Here is an 18,283-nt window from a genome sequence, read left to right on the forward strand (position 1 = left end):
TGCCCCCGATATTAATCACATAATACCTATCTAGAAAGAGGGAATTTAGGTCGCGCCCCCTCCGGGGTGCGGCGACCGGAAGCCGGGGCGGCCCGCGAGCGGGCTCTGGGGGTGGCGGGCGGTCGCCGGTCAGTCGCCGGGGAGCGGGCCGGCTCCGCCGCGAAGAAGACGAAGAAGAAGGGTCAGAGGTCGCGGACCCAGATCTCGTCGACGATGTCGCCGTGCTGCTCCTTCTCGACGAGCTCGAAGCCCGCCGCCCGGTAGATGCGCCTGGCGCCCAGCAGCACGTCCCTGGTCCACAGCCTCATCCGCCGGTAGCCCGCGGCCCTGGCGAAGCGCACACACTCCGCCACGAGCAGGCTGCCGATGCCCATGCCCCGCACGGACGGCTCGACCAGCAGCAACCGCAACTGGGCCGTCTCGTCGTCCTTGCGCACGCAGAAGACGCAGCCGGCCCGCTCGCCGTCCACCTCGGCGATCCAGCCCGCCTCGCGCGCCGGATCGTGATGGTCCACGTAGTCGGCCGCGACCCTGGCCACCAGCGCCTCGAAGTCCATGCCCCAGCCCTGCTCGGAGCTGTAGAGCGTGCCGTGCCGGTGGATCACCCAGCCGAGGTCGCCCGGACGCAGCGGGCGCAGGACGTAAGGAGAGCCCGTCCTCGGCTCCGCGCCGAGGATCTGCTCGATGACCGCCATGCTCGCGACCAGCCGCCCGCGGTCCTCGTCGGTCACCCCGGCCAGCAGTTCGCGCACCTCTTCGGCCGCGCGCCCGTCGAAGAGCGCGAACCTGGTCCGGCCCTCGTCGGTCAGCTCGACCACCTGCCGCCGCGCGTCGGTGGCGGACCGCTCCCGGACGACCAGTCCGTCGCCCTCGAACCCGGCGAGCATCCGGCTGAGGTATCCGGCGTCGAGCCCGAGCAGCCGCCGCAGGTCGCCGGTCTCCATGCGATCCGCCCGGTCCAGCTCGAACAGCACCCTCATCTCGGTGAGCGAGTAGGGAGTGTCCAGGATGCCCTGGTGGAGCACGCCGATGAGCCGGGTGTAGAAGCGGTTGAAGGCCCGGACCTCCGCCACGTGTCTCTCCATGCTTGACAGCATCAACGAATTCATTGACCAGGTCAACGAAATGATGAGAGATCTTTGCGGGCGGGTAACTGTGAGATCACCGGCTAACTGCGCTAACTTCGCATTTTGCCTTGGAACGGACGATGAGCTGGGGCGGCGCGTGCCGTGCCCATGGCGGGAGCATGATGGCTGAGGTCGCGTACATCGGTGGGTACACCCCGGACACCGAAGGGTCCGGGCCGGGGATCACCCTGGTGGAGCTGGGAAGCCTCGCCCGGCTCGGCGAGACGCCCGCCTCCGGGCCGTCGTTCCTCGCCGTTCACCCCGTCCTCCCGGTCCTGTACGCGGTGGGGGAGGGCGAGCGCGGTACGGTCGGCGTCTTCGCCCGCGCCGGCGACGGCACGCTGAGCCCGCTCGCGCAGCGGCCCAGCGAGGGGTCGGCCCCCTGTCATCTGGCGGTGGACCCCACCGGCACGCGCCTGGCGGTGGCCAACTACGGCGACGGCACCCTCAGCGTGCACGGCATCGACGGATCCGGCCTGCTGACCGACACGTGGATCTTCCCCTACCGCGAGGGCGCCCACGCCCACCAGGCGGTCTTCGGCCCCGACGACGTGCTGTACGTGAGCGACCTGGGGGCCGACGAGATCCGTCGCTACCTGGTCGGCGACGAGGTGGTCCCGCACCCGGAAGGACCGGTCAGGCTCGCCCCCGGCATGGGCCCCCGGCACATGGCCATGGCGGGCGGCCACTGGTACGTGGCGGGAGAGCTGGACGGCACCGTGCGCGCCTACGACGCCGAATGGCGCGAGATCCACGTCGCCCCGGCCAGCGGGAGCGGGGGGCGGAACCAGCCCTCACACCTGGAGGCCCGCGGCGGGCTCGTCTACGTCGCCAACCGGGGTCCCGACACGATCTCGGTCTTCGCCGGCCCCGAGTTGGAGCCGGTCGCGGAGGTCGCCTGCGGCGGCGCCTGGCCGAGGCACTTCGCCATCGCCGACGGCCACATGTACGTGGCCAACCAGCATTCGGACACCGTCGCCGTGCTCCCGCTGAAGGACGGCGTCCCGCGGCCCGCGGGGGAGGTCTTCGCCGTCGGCACCCCGTCCTGCGTGCTGCCGCTGCCCTGAGCCGCCGGTGAGAAGGGGGTCGGTGGTTCCGGGTGGGTATGACCTATGAGGTGGCCGGGGATTCCCGGGCCCGGAATCCCGCAGGTGACGTGCGCGACCTGTTCGGCACCGGACCTCGGGTCCGATGGAGGCGCCCATGTGTCGCTTCTCCGTCGATCGTGGGAGGCGACATATGAGGACTAGTTCTATTTGGTCTAGACCACTGGCGCATCTGACGGCAGAATGCGTTTCGTCGGTGGCGGAAATCCGTCGCCGATCGGCCCATGCCCTTTAGTCTGATCATCTTGGCTCGGACTCATAACCGGAGGATGTCATGCGTATCGGAGTGCTCACCGGGGGCGGCGACTGCCCCGGCCTGAACGCCGTTATCCGCGCTGTCGTGCGTAAGGGAGTGGGCGTCCACGGGCATGAGTTCGTCGGGTTCCGCGACGGCTGGCGGGGTCCCCTCGAGGGCGACACCATGCCGTTGGACATCGAGGCCGTACGCGGCATCCTGCCGCGCGGCGGGACGATCCTGGGCTCGTCGCGGACCAACCCGATCAAGATCGACGGCGGCGTTGAGAAGATCAAGGAGAACCTCGCGAAGGGCGGGGTCGACGCGCTGATCGCGATCGGCGGCGAGGACACCCTCGGTGTGGCCAAGCAGCTCTTCGACAAGGGGGTGAAGGTCGTCGGCGTGCCCAAGACGATCGACAACGACCTCAACGCCACCGACTACACCTTCGGCTTCGACACGGCGGTCAACATCGCCGTCGAGGCGATCGACCGCCTGCACACCACCGCCGAGTCCCACCACCGCGCGCTGATCTGCGAGGTCATGGGCCGTCACGCGGGCTGGATCGCCCTGCACGCCGGCATGGCGGGCGGTGCCAACGTCATCCTCATCCCGGAGAAGCCCTTCGACATCGACCGGGTCTGCGCCTACGTCGAGTCCCGCTTCAAGACGAAGTACGCGCCGATAATCGTGGTCGCGGAGGGCGCGCACCCGGTCGAGGGCCAGATGACGCTGCAGGCGGGCGAGCTCGACGCCTTCGGCCACGTGAGGCTCGGCGGCATCGGCGAGAACCTCGCCAGCGAGATCGAGAAGCGCACCGGCAAGGAGGCCCGTACCACGGTGCTCGGCCACATCCAGCGCGGTGGCACCCCCACGGCCTTCGACCGGGTGCTGGCCACCAGGTTCGGCCTGCAGGCCATCGACGCGGTGCAGGACGGCGACTTCGGCAAGATGGTCGCCCTCCAGGGCACCGAGATCGTGCGGGTGGGTCTCGACGAGGCCACCAAGGAGCTGAAGACCGTGCCGGCCAGCCGCTACGAGGAGGCCGAGGTCTTCTTCGGCTGAGACGTCACTGCGGCCCCTCGCGGAGAGTGGCCGTTTGCAAGCGTTCTGCAAGCGCCCGGTCCTAGCCTCCTGACTGGGCGGCCGGCCGCCTGCGATTCCCCTCCATGTACGGCTTGCGCCCTGACCAAGCGGCCCAGCGGGCGCAGGCCGTACATCATCGCTCTTGGGAGTCGAACAAAGACGGGCCCTTCGGTGCCTGAGCGGCGGGCGGGGTGACCGGCTCGTGCAGCCGGGCCTCGGCGCGGCGGTTCTCCAGCCTGGCCAGCAGGGTGGCGTCGTGGTCCAGCTCCGGCTGCGACGGCGACAGGATGACGGTGAGCAGCAGGCCGAGGGTCAGCAGGCCCAGCACGGTCAGCGTGGGCAGCATGAAGTCGATGCCCTTGGCCCCTCCGAGCGGTGCGGGTGAGAGCCGGGGGTGCACCTCGAGCGCGAACATGCCGGTGTAGTGCATGCCGCAGACCGCCAGGGCCATGATCATCGCGGCGCCGCCGGTGGCCGGCACGCCGCTGATCCGCAGGCTGAACCAGAGCGCCACGATGGACGCGGCGATCGCGATCGCGACCGAGACCCCGACCAGCACCGGATCGTAGGAGAGGTGGGCCGGCATTCTCATCGCGAACATGCCGATGTAGTGCATGCCCGCCACGCCGAGACCGGTGAGCACGCCGCCGGAGACCAGCGGCACGAACCTCTCGCCCTGGTGGGAGACCAGGAACAGGCCCGCGCCCACGACGACGACGGCCAGGGCCGCCGAGCCGATCGTCAGCGGCACGTCGTAGCGGATCTGGCCGCCGCCGACGGAGAAGCCCATCATGGCGACGAAGTGCATGACCCAGATACCGGTGCCGCCGATGGACAGTGCCCCGCCCACCAGCCAGCGGACCCGTGCCGCCCCCGCCGCCTCGCGGGCTCTGGCGGTGAGCAGGAGGCCGAGCATGCATCCGACGCTCGACATGACATAGGCCAGCACGGGGGTGAGCAGGCCGTAAGAAAAGTGATCTACGTGGGACATGTTCCAGTTTTTCGTGAGAGAGAAATCGGTGGATTATTGCAGTACGCCGCTTTCTTGTTGAGAGGTAGGGCTGGCGTGTGACGGGAATCGAGGGGCCGTTCTGGCGGGCGGTCGCGGTGTTCCGCGTCGCATCCCTTGGGTACGCGGCGGTTCTGCTCATCCGTGCCGGGGGGTACGCCCACCCGGCGATCGGCTGGCTGGTGATCGGCGTCATGGCGCTGTGGACCGCGGGGACGATCTTCGCCTACTCCGTCGAGGAGCTCCGCGGCCGGCCGCTGCTCGCCGCCGACATGCTCGTGACCGTGGGCTGCCTGCTCGCCACCCCGGCGGTGCAGGGCGCCTACCAGGAGGGCAGCCTGCCGATCACCGGCACCTGGATGGGCGGCGCGGTGCTCGCCTGGGGCGTGTACGGCGGGCGGCGGCTGGGGGCCGTGGCCGCGTTGATCGTCTCGCTGGCCGACCTGTGGCTGCACGGTGTCCCCGGAGGCGGCTTCGAGACGCTGCCGATCAACGGCACCGTCCTGCTCTTCCTCGCCGGGACCGTCGTCGGGCACGTCGCCCGGCTGGCCAAGAAGGCCGAGGAGCGCATGGAGCAGGCGATCGAACTGGAGGTCGCGGGGCGGGAGCGGGAGCGGCTCGCCCGGGGAATCCACGACTCGGTGCTCCAGGTGCTCGCGCTGGTTCAGCGGCGCGGGCAGGAGATCGGCGGCGAGGCGGCCGAGCTGGGCAGGCTCGCGGGCGAGCAGGAGGCGGCCCTGCGCGAGTTGGTCAGGCTCAGGCCGGAGGCACCCGCCGCGGGCACCGCGGACCTGTGCGCCCTGTTGCACAGGTACGGCTCGGCCACGGTCACCGTCTCGGCCCCGGCGACCCCGTTGATCCTGCCCGCGGCCACCGCGGCGGAGATGGCCGCCGCGGTCGGGGCCGCCCTGGACAACGTCGCCCGCCACTGCGGGGCGCGGGCGCCCGCGTGGGTCTTCGCCGAGAGCGATGACGGGCTGGTCACCGTGACCGTCAGGGACGAGGGGCCGGGTATGGCACCCGGACGCCTGGAGGAGGCCGCCGCCGATGGGCGGCTCGGCGTCGCGCAGTCCATCCGGGGCCGTGTCGCGGACCTTGGCGGCACGGTCAGTGTGATCTCCGCTCCCGGCCGGGGCACCGAGATCGAGATGTCGGTGCCGACCGGCTAGACCGCCTCTCGCGACCGCCACGGTGGGCGGGCCGGGCTGTCCTGGCGCTGTGCAGCAGGACGGGCACCTCCGGAGGAACGGGCCTAAGGTAGGCCAATGCGCGTGATGGTGGTGGACGACCACCCGATGTGGAGGGACGGGGTGGCCAGGGACCTGGCCGAGGCCGGATACGAGGTGGTGGCCGCGGTCGGGGAGGGGCGGCAGGCGGTCCGGGTGGCCGCGGCGGTCCGGCCCGAGCTGGTGGTGCTGGATCTGCGGCTGCCCGACCTGCCGGGGGTCGAGGTGGCCAGGAGGCTGGCCACCTCGGAGCCGCCGCCCAGGGTGCTGGTGCTGTCGGCCAGCGGCGAGCAGGAGGACGTGCTGGAGGCCATCAAGGCGGGAGCCTCCGGGTATCTCCTGAAATCCGCGAGCAAGGAGGAGTTCCTCGACGCGGTCCGGCGCACCGCGGGGGGCGACGCGGTTTTCACCCCCGGACTGGCCGGGCTCGTGCTGGGGGAGTATCGGAGGCTGGCGGCCAGGCCCGCGCCCGAGGCGACGCCCCGCCTGACCGAGCGGGAGACCGAGGTGCTCCGCCTGGTCGCCAAGGGGTTGTCCTACAAGCAGATCGCCGAGCGTCTCGTGCTCTCCCACCGGACCGTGCAGAACCACGTCCAGAACACGCTGAACAAGCTTCAGCTCCACAATCGGGTGGAACTGGCCCGCTACGCCATCGAGCAGGGCCTCGACGAGTCGTAGTCCCGACTAAAGTAACAAGGTCGAGAGGTTGTCTTTGCGCGAACGCGCGAGAGACTTGACGAAGCCCTACCACGAAACCCTGCATATCCCCTCGAAGCTCCACCGGAGGTTGCACCATGACCATGTCCGCCTTGGGCGAGCCCTGCGTTCTGCTCAAACTGGGCGAGGTCGTCCTCAAGGGCAACAACCGTGAGCTCTTCGAGCGGAGGTTGCAGGCCAACATCAAGGCCGCGCTGAAGGATGTCGGCGTCAAGGTCGACGTCCGGCAGCGCCACGGCGTCATCGCGCTCTTCCTGCCGGACGGCACCGAGGTCGAGGTCGCGGACACGGTCGCCGAGCGCGTCTCGTACGTCCCCGGGCTGGTCTGGATCCACCGTGCCTGGCGGGTGGCCAAGGATCCCTCGGCGATCACCAAGGCCGCCATCGAGCTGCTGGCCGACCGCGACGACGTCAGGCGCGGCGTCTCCTTCGCGGTCCGCTCCCGCCGCCGCGACAAGCGCTTCCCGCTCACCTCGATGCAGCTGGACCGCTCGGTCGGCGGCGAGCTCAACGACATCTACGGACTGCCGGTCGACCTGAAGCGTCCCGAGCTGGTGGTCTCCATCGAGGTCGACCGCGACGAGGCGTTCGTCTTCACCGGCGGGCTGCCGGGCCAGGGCGGGCTGCCGGTCGGCACCAGCGGCCGGGGCCTGGTCCTGATGTCCGGTGGCATCGACTCCCCGGTGGCCGCCTACCGGATGATGCGCCGCGGCCTGCGCGTCGACTTCCTGCACTTCTCCGGCATCCCCTTCACCACCTCCGAGTCCATCTACAAGGCGTACGCGCTGGTCAGGGCACTCGACAGGTTCCAGGGCGGGTCCCGGCTGTGGGTCGTCCCCTTCGGCAAGGCCCAGCAGTCCATCAAGGCCTCCGGCCAGGACCGCCTGGCGGTGATCACCCAGCGCCGTCTGATGCTGAAGACCGGCGAGGAGGTCGCCCGCCGCCTGCGCGCCGGTGCCCTGGTCACCGGTGACTCCCTGGGCCAGGTCTCCTCGCAGACCCTGCAGAACATCACCGCCCAGGACGACGCGGTCGACATGCCGATCCTGCGTCCGCTCATCGGCCTGGACAAGACCGAGATCATGGCCGAGGCCCGCCGCATCGGAACCCTGGCGATCTCCGAACTGCCGGACGAGGACTGCTGCTCGCTGCTGGCCCCCCGCCGCGCCGAGACCGCCGCGAAGGTCGCCGACCTGAAGAAGATCGAGCGTCGTCTGGACGCCGAGGAGCTCGCCGTCCAGCTCGCCGGATCCCTGCAGGAGTACCGGCTCGACGCCTGAGATCGGATCACCCGGCCCCGGGGGCGCACCCGGGACCGGGGGCCGTGGCGAGCGGATGGGTCAGGCGGGGGCCAGGGCGTCGACGGCCGCGACCTTGCCCAGCAGCGGCGGGAACCGCTCCATCACCCGGGCCAGCTCGCCCAGGTCGCCGTCGACCAGCGCCTGGGGGCCGTCGCAGAGGGCCTGGTCGGGGCGCGGGTGGACATCGATGATCACGCCGTCGGCGCCGGCCGCGATGGCGGCACGGGTGAGCGGCAGGACCAGGTCGCGGTGGCCGCCGGAGTGGGACGGGTCGACGATGACCGGTAGGTGCGACAGCCGCTGGGCGAGCGGCACCGCGGAGACGTCCAGGGTGTTGCGGGTGGCGGTCTCGAAGGTGCGGATGCCGCGCTCGCACAGCACGATGTCGAGGTTGCCGCGCTGGGCGATGTACTCGGCGGCCATCAGCCACTCCTCGATGGTGGCGCTCATCCCGCGCTTGAGCATCACCGGCTTGCCCGCGGCGCCGACGGCCTGGAGCAGCGCGAAGTTCTGCGCGTTGCGGGTGCCGACCTGGAGCATGTCGGCGTAGGAGGCCACCAGTTCCACGTCGGCCGCGTCGACGACCTCGGTGACGACCGGAAGCCCGGTCTGCTCGCGCACGTCGGCGAGGATGCGCAGGCCGGCCTCGCCGAGCCCCTGGAAGGCGTACGGGGAGGTACGGGGCTTGTAGGCGCCGCCGCGCAGCAGGGTGGCCCCGGCGGCAGCGGCCATCCGGGCGGCCTGAAGGGTCTGTTCGGGGGTCTCCACCGCGCACGGGCCGGCGATCAGGGTGACCGTGCCGGGACCGATCGGCACACCGCCGACGCGGACCGTGGACCGCTCGGGGTGGTTGTCGCGGCTCACCAGCTTGTACGGCGCGCTCACCCGCATCACGTCGGCCACCCCGGTCATGCCTCGCAGGTCGAGGGTGGTGAACTGGGCGACATCGCCGACCAGGCCGATGATCGTACGGCTCACGCCCCGGCTGACGAACGCCTCGCCGCCCGCCGTGCCGATGACCTCCACGATCGCCTCGACGTCCTGCTCCGTGGCGCCGGGTCCCATGACGATGACCATGTCTCTCCCTCTTCGACGGCTCCGGCCGGTCCGACCGGCTCCGAGGTCTGTGGTGTGTTCGATGAAGACCGGGAAAAGCAGAAGGCCCCGAGTCCGAAACCGGACCCGGGGCCTTCTGTTCGCCAGGCTGTCAGCGCAGCATCTGGTGGCGAACGGTCCGACTCACGGGTCCGTCGCCATAAAAAAACCAGAACGCTGTACGCATAGTGGGAAATGATAGCGCACGGTCAGAGCGCCCCTGCCCCGCCAGGCGAGAGAACGTTATTCGGTAGCCGCCGGGGAGCCGGGAAGTCCGCGATGGCAGGATTACCACGTGCCATAGGGGAAACGGCGGAGGGAGTGATGGTGGAGCAGTCCGAACCTTCGTGGGAGGAGCCTCGCCTGCCTCCGGGCCAGTACGTCCCCCGGGGCCGACCGGTGATCCACTACGGCCGGGTGCCCCGGTTCCGCCCGGAGACCTGGCAACTGCACGTCATGGGGGCGACGGCCTCGGGTGAGCAGCACCGTTTCACCTGGCCCGAGTTCTCCGCGCTGCCGCGCACCACGGTGGTGGCCGACTTCCACTGCGTCACCAAGTTCTCGATCATGGGTAACGAGTGGGGCGGGGTGTCCGCGGCGACGCTGATGGAGGTCGCCCCGCCCGCGCCCGGTGTGAAGCACGTGATGATCTGGGGCGAGTACGGCTACAGCGCCAACGTGCGGATAGGCGACTTCGACCGCTCACAGACGATGCTCGCGCTGGAGCTGGACGAGAAGCCCATCGCCCTGGAACGCGGGTTCCCGGTGCGGATGGTCGTCCCGCACCTGTACGCGTGGAAGAGCGTCAAGTGGGTGCGCGCCGTGGAGTACCTGCTGGAGGACAGGCGCGGCTTCTGGGAGGAGCGCGGCTATCACAACATCGCCGACCCCTGGCGCGAGCAGCGCTACTCCTATCAGGAGGAAGCGGGCGAAGGTCCGCCCTGATCGGTCCGTGATCGGCGTTCGCCCCCGATCTCCGGGGTGGGTTGACTACGGTTTTCCGCATGTCGACCACGGGCTGGGTGCTGCTCTGCGCCTTCAGTGCCCTTCTCGGACTCGTCCTTCCCCGCCCACGCCGGCGGCCCCCGGACCGGCAGGGCGGTCCGACGGACGAGGCCACCTTCCTGACACTGCACATCGCGGCGATGGCGGCTCCCTCGCTGCGGTCCGGGCTCACCCACGAGTCCGCCCGCAAGGCGGTCCGCCACCTGCGTACCCTGCTGGGCACCAGCGCCGTCGCGGTCGCCGACAGCGGCGGCCTGCTCGCCTGGGACGGCGCGGCGGGCTGCCACCGCGACCACGCGCCCGAGCACGCCAGGACCGTACTGGCCTCGGCGCGCCCGCACGTGGTGACCGGGGACGAACCGGCCTGCGACACACCGGGCTGTGCCACCGGGGGCGGGGTCGTCGTACCGCTCACCGTCGACGGGCGGGTGGTCGGGACGCTCGCCGCGTATGACGCCGTGGTGAGCGTGGTACTGGTGCGGACCGTCACCGAGGTCGCCAGGTGGGTCTCGGGGCAGCTGGAGCTGGCAGAGGTCGACTCCTCGCGGCGGCGGACGATGGAGGCGGAGATGCGGGCGCTGCGCGCCCAGATGTCTCCGCACTTCGTCTACAACGCGCTGACCACCATCGCCTCGTTCGTCCGCACCGACCCCGAGCGGGCGCGGGAGCTGCTGGTGGAGTTCGCCGACTTCAACCGGTACGCGCTGCGCCGGGCACGCGACTTCACCACCCTCGCCGAGGAACTGCACTGCGTGGACCGCTACCTGCTCCTGGAACGTGCCAGGTTCGGCGACCGGCTCCGTTTCACCCTCAGGGTCGCGCCGGAGGTGCTGTCGGTCTCCGTCCCGTTCCTCTGCCTGCAGCCGCTGGTGGAGAACGCGGTCAAGCACGGCGTGGCCGCCGCGGGGCGTCGTGGAGAGGTGCGGGTGGTGGTCAGTGACGCCGGAGCCGAGGCTCACATCAGTGTGCAGGACGACGGCCTGGGCATGCCCCCCGAGCGGGCCAGGGGGCTCCTCGACGGCTCCGCGCCGCCGGGAGAGGAGGGCGGGATCGGGCTGGCGGGCGTCGACGTGCGCTTCCGCCAGATCTACGGCGAGGACTACGGCCTGGTCGTGGAGAGCGCCCCGGACGCGGGCACGACGGTGCGGCTCCGCGTTCCCAAGCTCCACCCCGCCAATAGCCATTTGTAGTCAAACCATTACCTGAAGTTGCCATGAGGCTTGCGGCGGGTGTGGTTCAGAGGGCAGCGTGGGGTCATGTTGCGAGTCCTGGCCGTTGACGACGAGGTCCCCGCCCTTGAGGAGATCGCCTATCTCCTCCGCCAGGACCCCCGTATCGAGCACGTCTCCACGGCCGCGGGCGGGGTCACCGCGCTCCAGGACATGGTCCAGATGATCGGCGCGGGCGAGCGGCTGGACGGGGTGTTCCTCGACATCCGGATGCCGGGCCTGGACGGCCTCGACCTGGCCAGGCTCATCGCGGGGTTTCCCAACCCGCCCCGGCTGGTCTTCGTCACCGCCCACGAGGAGTGCGCGGTGCAGGCCTTCGAGCTGGAGGCGGTCGACTACCTGCTCAAGCCGGTCAGGGCCGACCGGCTGGCCGAGGCGGTACGGCGCCTGGAGTCCATGATTCCGGCTGCGGCCGACCCCGTGCTGGAGGACGTCATCCCGGTCGAGCTCGCGGGGCGGACGCGGTTCGTGCCCCAGCAGGCCGTCTGGTTCGCCGAGGCGCAGGGCGACTATGTCCGGCTCCACACCGACGAGGGCAGCTACCTGGTCCGCATGTCGCTGGCCGCCCTGGAGCGGCGCTGGGCGGGGTCGGGGTTCATCCGGGTGCACCGCAGCACGCTGGTCTCGGTGCGGCACGTGAGCGAGCTGCGCTTCGACGGCGGCAGGGTGATGCTCCGGGTGGGCAACGAGACGCTTCCGGTCAGCCGCCGGCACGCCCGCGAGGTCCGCGAACGGCTGGTCCGCCAGTTCCGTGACCGCCCGGCCGTCCCCGGTGTGGTCCGGGCCAGGCCCCTGCCCTCCGCGGCCGCCCTGCGGTAGCCACGGCACGCTCTCTGTGGGCCCTCGTGCGGTGATTCGCGCCCGTGCGGGCTTCCGCGGCCGTGCCACGGTCGCCGTCCCCTTGGCGTCTCTCCGCGCGCCGACCGGCCCCGCGCCTTCCGTGCGCCGTTCCACGACCGTACGGCTCATCGCGTTTCCCCGGCACGGGCGGGTCCCAGGGGTCCCACGAGCCCCCGATCGACCGTTCGTCGCCCGCCGTGAGCCGTTCGTCGCGCCGGAGCTCTCCGCACATCGACAACTACTGACCGTTAATCGCGCTGGCGGGAAAGCGCCGCTCGCTCGTCTGGACGCGCCTCTAGTGTTCCCTCATCGGAGAGCGAGACCCGCCGGATCAGGGGGGACAGGGCCGTAAGGCTCGCACAGGACCTGATGCGCGGACACGGGGTGACCGCCGGCATCCGGCCACCAGGTCCTTGACCGGAAGGGGGAGGGGTCGCCGCTCTCCGATACGACGGGACGCCCGCGTTAGCCAGCGGGCCGGACCGTGATCCGGCCACACGGGGGCGGCCGGATCACGAGGACGGGCGTCCCGTCCGACCTTCCGGCAGGTCAGGAACTCACCCGGTCGCGGAGCTTCTTGAGCGCCTCGATGTCCTCGCGGTGCTTCTCGGCGCCGCCCGGTGTCTCGATGCAGAACGGCACCCCGGCCATCACGGGATGGCTCAGCATGTCGGCGAAGGGCTCGGCGCCGATGTGGCCGGAGCCGATGTTCTCGTGCCGGTCCTTCCTGGAGTCGCACACGTCCTTGGAATCGTTGGCGTGGACCAGCTTGAGCCGTCCGGGGGCGATCGCGTGCAGGGCCTCCAGAGTCTCGTTGACGCCCTCGGAGGTCGACAGGTCGTGCCCGGCGGCGAAGGCGTGGCAGGTGTCGAAGCAGACCCCCGCCTTGGGGTGCCAGTCGAGGGCCGCCAGGTAGGGCTCCAGGTCCTGGACCGTCGCGCAGAGCACCGCGCCCTGCCCGGCCATCGGCTCCAGCAGCAGGTCGGGCCCGTCGTCGGGGATCTCGTCCAGGAGCGGCAGGAGATGTTCACGCAGCTGGCGCAGCGCCTCGTCGCGGGACTGGCTCACCGCCGACCCCGTGTGGACGACCACTCCCTTCGCGCCGATCGCGTGGCCGCGCAGCAGGTTGTGCCGCACGGTGGCCACCGACTTCTCCAGCGTCTCCGCGCTGGGCGAGCCCATGTTGACCAGGTAGGGCGCGTGCACGAAGGAGAGCACGCCCGACTCGAGGAGCTTGGCGTCCTGGGCGGGGTCACCCACGGCGAGCGCCCAGCCGCGAGGGTTGGTGACGAACACCTGGATCATCTCGGCACCGATGTCGGAGGCGTAGCGCAGCCCGCCCTTGGCGAGACCGCCGGTGACGGAGACGTGTCCGCCGATGGAGGAGAGAGAAGTCATGGTGACCTCAGTTTAGGCGGCGCCCTCGGCGCTTCACAGCCGACAGGCCGCCCACCTGACCTGCCCTCCCCGCACTCTGGGGCGAGGTGACCGGTGAGGGGCGCCGGTGGTGCGCTCAGCCGCGTCCCCCACGGGGAACCGAGCGCCGGGTACCAGCAGGTTTGGAGTATGTTGCGGAAATCTGCGGCGAACCCTTGGCATAGTTTGGGGTGCTTGCCGCTGGACTGTACGCGCCGGTGGTGTGTGTACTGCTCCCATGTCTAACGTGCACTCCGCGCCGCAGGCCGCGGGGCTGGCCGCCTTCAACGCGCTGGGCACCGAGGAGGCCGAGGCCGAACTGCTGGCCTGCTGCGCCTGCCGGGACTTCGCCGCGCGGGTGGCGGCGTCGCGCCCCTACCGTGACCTCGACAGGCTGGCCGAGGTCGCGGAGGCCACCGTGCGGAGCCTGGACTGGTCCGGCGTACGCGAGGCGCTGGCAGCCCACCCCAGGATCGGTGAGCCGCCACGCGAGGGCGGCCCGGTGGCCGGTCGTTCCGGAAGGGAGGCGGCCTGGTCCCGCCGCGAGCAGTCGGGGGTCGCGGCGGCGGGGCGGGAGGTCCTGGACCGGCTGACGGAGGGCAACCGCGCCTACGAGCGGCGGTTCGGCCACGTCTACCTGATCTGCGCCACGGGCCTGTCGGCCGAGGAGATGCTGGCCCGCCTCACCGAGCGGCTCGGCAACGACGAGGACACCGAGCGGGACGTGGTCAGGGCCGAACTCGCGAAGATCATCCGTCTGCGGCTGGCGAAGCTCCTGGGGGCGGCCACATGAGCCTGTCCACGCATGTGCTCGACGCCGCCCTGGGCAGGCCGGCGGCGGGTGTCGCGGTACGCCTGGAGCGGGACGGCGAGGTGCTCGCCGAGGGCGTCACCGACGCCGACGGGCGGATCGCGGGATGGACCTGCGGGGCGGGCGCCCACCGGCTGGTCTTCGAGACCGGGGACTACTTCGCCGCCCGCGCGGTGGACGCCTTCTACCCGCGGGTCTCGATCGACTTCACGGTGGCGGACCCGGGGGAGCACCACCACGTGCCCCTGCTGCTCAGCCCGTTCGCCTACTCGACGTATCGAGGGAGCTAGCATGCCCGTCGTTCTCGGACCCAACCGCTACGGCAAGGCGGAGACCCGCCTGGTCCGTGTCGTCAGGGACGGCGACGTCCACCACATCAAGGACGTCACCGTCGGCTCGGCACTCTCCGGCGACATGGAGGCGGTCCACCTCACCGGCGACAACGCCGCGGTCCTGCCGACGGACACGCAGAAGAACACCGTGTACGCCTTCGCCAGGAAGCACGGTGTCGCCCAGATCGAGGACTTCGCGATCCTGCTGGCCCGTCACTACGTGGACTCCCAGCCCACGGTCCACCACGCCCGGGTGGAGATCGAGGAGTACTTCTGGGACCGGATCCCGGTGAACGGCGACTCCGCCCCGGGAGCCGGGCACTCCTTCGTTCGCTCCGGCAGGGAGACGCGCACCTGCGTCGTCCACCACGACCGGGACGGCACCACCACCGTGGTCTCCGGGCTGAGGGACCTGGTGGTGCTCAACTCGACGGGGTCGGAGTTCTCCGGCTTCGCCCAGGACGAGTACACCACCCTGAAACCCACCAGGGACCGCGTCCTGGCCACCGAGGTCTCGGCCCGCTGGCGGCACCTGCCAGGCGTGCCCCCGCACGGGGACTCCTTGGGGGACTCCTTGGCGGATTCCCACTACGGGGAGTCCTACGACGAGGTGCGCCGCTGCCTGCTCGGCGCGTTCGCCGAGACCTACAGCCTGTCGCTGCAGCAGACGCTCTACGCGATGGGCGAGCGGGTGCTGAACACCCGGAAGGAGGTCTGCGAGGTGCGCCTGGCGATGCCGAACAAGCACCACTTCCTGGTGGACCTCACCCCCTTCGGGCTGGACAACCCCAATGAGGTGTTCTACGCCGCCGACCGTCCCTACGGGCTGATCGAGGGCAGCGTGCTCCGCGACGACACCCCCGACGCCCGCTTCGCCTGGGAGTGATGACCGTGGATTTCCTGCGACCCGCCACCTGGGCGGAGGCACTGGCCGCCAAGGCGGACCGGCCGGAGGTGGCGCCCATACAGGGCGGCACCGACATGATGGTCGAGCTCAACTTCGACGTGCGAAGGCCCGCCGGGCTGCTCGACCTGAACCGGATCGCCGAGCTCGCGACCTGGAGTGAGGAGGCGGACGGCAGGCTCAGGGTCGGTGCGGGCGTGTCGTACGCCCGGCTGATCGCCGAACTGGGCGACCGGCTGCCGGGTCTCGCCCAGGCCTCCCGTACCGTCGGCTCGCCGCAGATCCGCAACCGGGGCACGGTGGGCGGCAATCTCGGCGCGGCCTCGCCCGCGGGGGACAGTCACCCGCCGCTGCTCGCGGGGGACGCGGTCATCGAGGTCGCCTCCGCCGCCCGGGGCGTGCGGATGATCCCGGCCGCGGCCTTCTACCTCGGGGTCAAGCGCAGCGCGCTGGAACCCGACGAGCTGATCAGGGCGTTCTGGATGAGCCCGGCGAGCGGCCCGCAGTACTTCTCCAAGGTCGGTACCCGCAACGCCATGGTGATCGCGGTCTGCTCGTTCGCGATCGCGCTCCATCCCGCGGAGCGCCGGGTCGGCACCGGCATCGGCTCGGCCGCCCCGACCCCCCGGCGCGCCGTCGCGGCCGAGGAGTTCCTGGCCGCCGAACTCGACTGGGAGGCGCGGCTCGACCCCGCGCTGCTCGGGCGCTTCGGTGAGCTGGCCGCCGAGGCCGCCTCGCCGATCGACGACGTGCGCGGCACCGCCGACTACCGGCGTCACGCCATCGCGGTGATGGCGCGGCGCACCCTGACCTGGGCGTGGAACGACCTGCGCTCCGGGCGCTTCGAGAGGAGGGCAGGCTGATGCGCGTCACCTTCACGGTCAACGGCCGCAGCGAGACCGCCGACGACGTCTGGGAGGGCGAGAGCCTCCTGTACGTCCTGCGTGAACGGGTGGGCCTGCCGGGTTCCAAGAACGCGTGCGAGCAGGGCGAGTGCGGCTCCTGCACCGTCTACCTCGACGGGGTGCCCGTCTGCGCGTGCCTGGTCGCGGCCGGGCAGGCCGAGGGCCGCGTGGTCCGCACCATCGAGGGACTCGCCGACGGCGACCGGCTCGACCCGGTCCAGGAGGCGTTCGTCGAGTGCGGAGCCGTCCAGTGCGGGTTCTGCACCCCCGGCCTCGTCGTCCAGGCCCACGACCTGATCGAGCGGATCCCGCGCCCGTCCGACGCCGAGATCCGCGAGGCCCTGGCGGGCAACCTGTGCCGGTGCACCGGCTACGAGAAGATCCTCGACGCCGTACGCCTCGCCGCGGCACGCAAGGCCGATGCGGGGCCGGGGCCACGCGGCGAGGAGAAGGAGTCCCGTTGAGCGCCATCCTGATCGAGAACGCGCACATCGCCCCGGTGGTGGGCCCGGAGATCCCCTCGGGACACATCCACGTCGAGGGTGACCGGATCGTGGCCCTCGGCGCGGGCCCCGCCCCGGTGGTACCGGGTGCGGTCAGGATCGACGGCACCGGCTGCCTGGCCACCCCCGGTCTGGTCAACACCCACCACCACCTCTACCAGTGGGCCTCCCAGGGGCTCGCCCAGGACGCCACGCTGTTCGAGTGGCTGACGGCGCTCTACCAGGTGTGGGCCGCCATGGACGCCGAGGTGGTGAAGGGCGCGGCGGGCGCGGGGCTGGGCTATCTGGCCCTGTCCGGCTGCACCACCTCCAGCGACCATCACTACATCTTCCCGAAGGGGCGAGGGGATCTGTTCGCCGCGGAGATCGAGGCGGCCCGGGAGGTCGGGCTCCGCTTCCACCCCGCCCGGGGCTCGATGGACCGGGGTAGGTCGCAGGGCGGCCTGCCGCCGGACGTGGTGGTCGAACGGCTCGACGAGATCCTCGACGCCACGGCCGAGGCCGTCGACACCTACCACGACCCGTCCTTCTCCTCCAGGCTCCGCGTCGCGGTCGCCCCCTGCTCGCCGTTCTCCGTCAGCGCCGACCTGATGACCGAGGCCGCCGCGCTGGCCAGGTCCAAGGGGGTACGGCTGCACACGCACCTCGCCGAGACCCTCGACGAGGAGGAGCACTGCCTGCGGCAGGTCGGGCAGCGCCCGGTCGACTACATGGAGAAGCTCGGCTGGCTCGGCCCGGACGTGTGGTTCGCCCACGCCGTCCACCTGAACGACGACGACATCGACGTCTTCGCCCAGACCGGTACCGGCTCCGCGCACTGCCCGAGCTCCAACGGCCGCCTCGGCGCCGGCATCGCCCGCGTCTCCGAGATGCTGCGCAGGGGCGCGAACGTCGGCCTGGGGGTGGACGGCAGCGCCTCGGCCGAGCTCACCTCGCTCTCCGGCGAGATGCGCCAGGCCCTGCTGTTCCAGCGGGCCAGGTACGGGCCCACCGCGCTCACCGCCCGCCAGGCCCTGGAGATCGCCACCCTGGGCGGGGCGAGGAACCTGGGCCGGCAGGAGGAGCTCGGCTCGCTGGAGGTGGGAAAGCTCGCCGACATCGCCCTCTGGCGCACCGGGGCCTTCGCCTCCGCGGTCGCCGACCCGGTCTGCGCCCTGGTCTTCGGCACCCGGCAGCCACCGCTGGCCCGGCTGCTGGTGGGCGGCGAGACCGTCGTCGAGGACGACGAGCTGCGCACCGTCGCCCAGGACGAACTCGGCCGCGCCGGTGGCGATGCCCACCGCCGCCTCATGCGGCTGGCCGCCGAGCAGGGCTTCACCGCGGGCCAGGAGGTCGGCGGATGAGGACCGGGCGTCGGGGGCGCTCAGCGGTGGATGTGATGATTGTTCTCCGTTTCACCGGGGTCAGGCATTCGCTCCCCACCGGCTCGCACGGGC

18 protein-coding genes are annotated in these 18,283 nt (G+C 71.2%); 14 read left to right on the plus strand and 4 right to left on the minus strand.

Going from position 1 to position 18,283, the window contains the following annotated elements; all coding sequences use genetic code 11:
* Nucleotides 1-182: 182 nt before the first annotated feature.
* The gene (locus ABT061_RS30320) at nt 183-1,085 is read right to left on the minus strand and encodes a bifunctional helix-turn-helix transcriptional regulator/GNAT family N-acetyltransferase (protein ID WP_350924361.1); all 903 of its coding nucleotides are present in this window, start codon (nt 1,083-1,085) and stop codon (nt 183-185) included.
* 161 nt (nt 1,086-1,246) lie between these two features.
* On the opposite strand from ABT061_RS30320, the gene ABT061_RS30325 reads away from it, so the two are divergent.
* Both ABT061_RS30325 and ABT061_RS30330 read left to right on the plus strand, forming a co-directional pair.
* Nucleotides 1,247-2,194 (plus strand): lactonase family protein, encoded by a 948-nt coding sequence (locus ABT061_RS30325; protein ID WP_350924363.1) that lies wholly within the window; start codon nt 1,247-1,249, stop codon nt 2,192-2,194.
* A 313-nt stretch (nt 2,195-2,507) separates the two neighbouring features.
* Nucleotides 2,508-3,533, plus strand: a complete 1,026-nt coding sequence (locus ABT061_RS30330) for a 6-phosphofructokinase (RefSeq protein ID WP_350924365.1) — start codon at nt 2,508-2,510, stop codon at nt 3,531-3,533.
* Nucleotides 3,534-3,687: 154 nt separating this feature from the next.
* On the opposite strand, the gene ABT061_RS30335 is transcribed toward ABT061_RS30330, so the two are convergent.
* Nucleotides 3,688-4,545: an MHYT domain-containing protein gene (locus tag ABT061_RS30335; protein ID WP_350924367.1), complete on the minus strand. Its 858-nt coding sequence runs from the start codon at nt 4,543-4,545 to the stop codon at nt 3,688-3,690.
* A 77-nt stretch (nt 4,546-4,622) separates the two neighbouring features.
* Here ABT061_RS30335 and macS point away from each other — a divergent pair, with 77 nt between their 5' ends.
* The 3 genes from macS (at nt 4,623) to thiI (ending at nt 7,786) form a co-directional block, all read left to right on the plus strand.
* Nucleotides 4,623-5,732: a MacS family sensor histidine kinase gene (macS, locus tag ABT061_RS30340; protein ID WP_350924369.1), complete on the plus strand. Its 1,110-nt coding sequence runs from the start codon at nt 4,623-4,625 to the stop codon at nt 5,730-5,732.
* Between the two features lie 105 nt (nt 5,733-5,837).
* Nucleotides 5,838-6,467 (plus strand): response regulator, encoded by a 630-nt coding sequence (locus ABT061_RS30345; protein WP_350924574.1) that lies wholly within the window; start codon nt 5,838-5,840, stop codon nt 6,465-6,467.
* Nucleotides 6,468-6,583: 116 nt separating this feature from the next.
* Nucleotides 6,584-7,786, plus strand: coding sequence for a tRNA uracil 4-sulfurtransferase ThiI (gene thiI, locus ABT061_RS30350; protein ID WP_350924371.1), 1,203 nt, complete (start codon nt 6,584-6,586; stop codon nt 7,784-7,786).
* Between the two features lie 60 nt (nt 7,787-7,846).
* On the opposite strand, the gene aroF is transcribed toward thiI, so the two are convergent.
* A complete protein-coding gene (gene aroF, locus ABT061_RS30355; protein WP_350924373.1) occupies nt 7,847-8,884 on the minus strand; it encodes a 3-deoxy-7-phosphoheptulonate synthase in 1,038 nt (345 codons plus the stop codon).
* Nucleotides 8,885-9,226: 342 nt separating this feature from the next.
* On the opposite strand from aroF, the gene ABT061_RS30360 reads away from it, so the two are divergent.
* The 3 genes from ABT061_RS30360 to ABT061_RS30370 all read left to right on the plus strand — a co-directional run bounded on the left by ABT061_RS30360 (nt 9,227) and on the right by ABT061_RS30370 (nt 11,955).
* Entirely contained in the window at nt 9,227-9,847 is a 621-nt protein-coding gene (locus tag ABT061_RS30360) for a molybdopterin-dependent oxidoreductase (protein WP_350924375.1), read from the plus strand.
* 59 nt (nt 9,848-9,906) lie between these two features.
* A complete protein-coding gene (locus ABT061_RS30365; protein ID WP_350924377.1) occupies nt 9,907-11,097 on the plus strand; it encodes a histidine kinase in 1,191 nt (396 codons plus the stop codon).
* Nucleotides 11,098-11,163: 66 nt separating this feature from the next.
* The gene (locus ABT061_RS30370) at nt 11,164-11,955 is read left to right on the plus strand and encodes a LytR/AlgR family response regulator transcription factor (RefSeq protein WP_350924379.1); all 792 of its coding nucleotides are present in this window, start codon (nt 11,164-11,166) and stop codon (nt 11,953-11,955) included.
* Between the two features lie 570 nt (nt 11,956-12,525).
* Here ABT061_RS30370 and ABT061_RS30375 read toward each other — a convergent pair.
* Nucleotides 12,526-13,374 carry a deoxyribonuclease IV gene (locus tag ABT061_RS30375; protein WP_350924381.1) on the minus strand — a complete coding sequence of 283 codons (849 nt, stop codon included), beginning with the start codon at nt 13,372-13,374 and terminating at the stop codon, nt 12,526-12,528.
* Between the two features lie 256 nt (nt 13,375-13,630).
* Between ABT061_RS30375 and uraD the strand changes: the two genes are divergently transcribed.
* Genes uraD through ABT061_RS30405 form a run of 6 tightly spaced genes read left to right on the plus strand, consistent with a single transcriptional unit; the run spans nt 13,631 to nt 18,190 of the window.
* On the plus strand, nt 13,631-14,185 hold the full coding sequence (gene uraD, locus ABT061_RS30380; protein ID WP_350924383.1) for a 2-oxo-4-hydroxy-4-carboxy-5-ureidoimidazoline decarboxylase: 555 nt from the start codon (nt 13,631-13,633) through the stop codon (nt 14,183-14,185).
* Nucleotides 14,182-14,493 carry a hydroxyisourate hydrolase gene (gene uraH / locus ABT061_RS30385; RefSeq protein ID WP_350924385.1) on the plus strand — a complete coding sequence of 104 codons (312 nt, stop codon included), beginning with the start codon at nt 14,182-14,184 and terminating at the stop codon, nt 14,491-14,493. Before uraD ends, uraH begins: the two co-directional genes overlap by 4 nt.
* A gap of 1 nt (nt 14,494) precedes the next feature.
* On the plus strand, nt 14,495-15,421 hold the full coding sequence (gene pucL / locus ABT061_RS30390; RefSeq protein WP_350924387.1) for a factor-independent urate hydroxylase: 927 nt from the start codon (nt 14,495-14,497) through the stop codon (nt 15,419-15,421).
* 5 nt (nt 15,422-15,426) lie between these two features.
* Nucleotides 15,427-16,302: an FAD binding domain-containing protein gene (locus ABT061_RS30395; protein ID WP_350924576.1), complete on the plus strand. Its 876-nt coding sequence runs from the start codon at nt 15,427-15,429 to the stop codon at nt 16,300-16,302.
* Complete coding sequence (locus ABT061_RS30400; RefSeq protein WP_350924389.1) at nt 16,302-16,808, plus strand: (2Fe-2S)-binding protein; 507 nt, start codon at nt 16,302-16,304, stop codon at nt 16,806-16,808. Before ABT061_RS30395 ends, ABT061_RS30400 begins: the two co-directional genes overlap by 1 nt.
* Complete coding sequence (locus tag ABT061_RS30405; RefSeq protein ID WP_350924391.1) at nt 16,805-18,190, plus strand: 8-oxoguanine deaminase; 1,386 nt, start codon at nt 16,805-16,807, stop codon at nt 18,188-18,190. The genes ABT061_RS30400 and ABT061_RS30405 overlap by 4 nt, the downstream gene beginning before the upstream one ends.
* The last annotated feature ends 93 nt before the right edge of the window (nt 18,191-18,283 follow it).

Source organism: Streptosporangium sp. NPDC002544 (assembly GCF_040295965.1).
Classification (GTDB): domain Bacteria; phylum Actinomycetota; class Actinomycetes; order Streptosporangiales; family Streptosporangiaceae; genus Streptosporangium.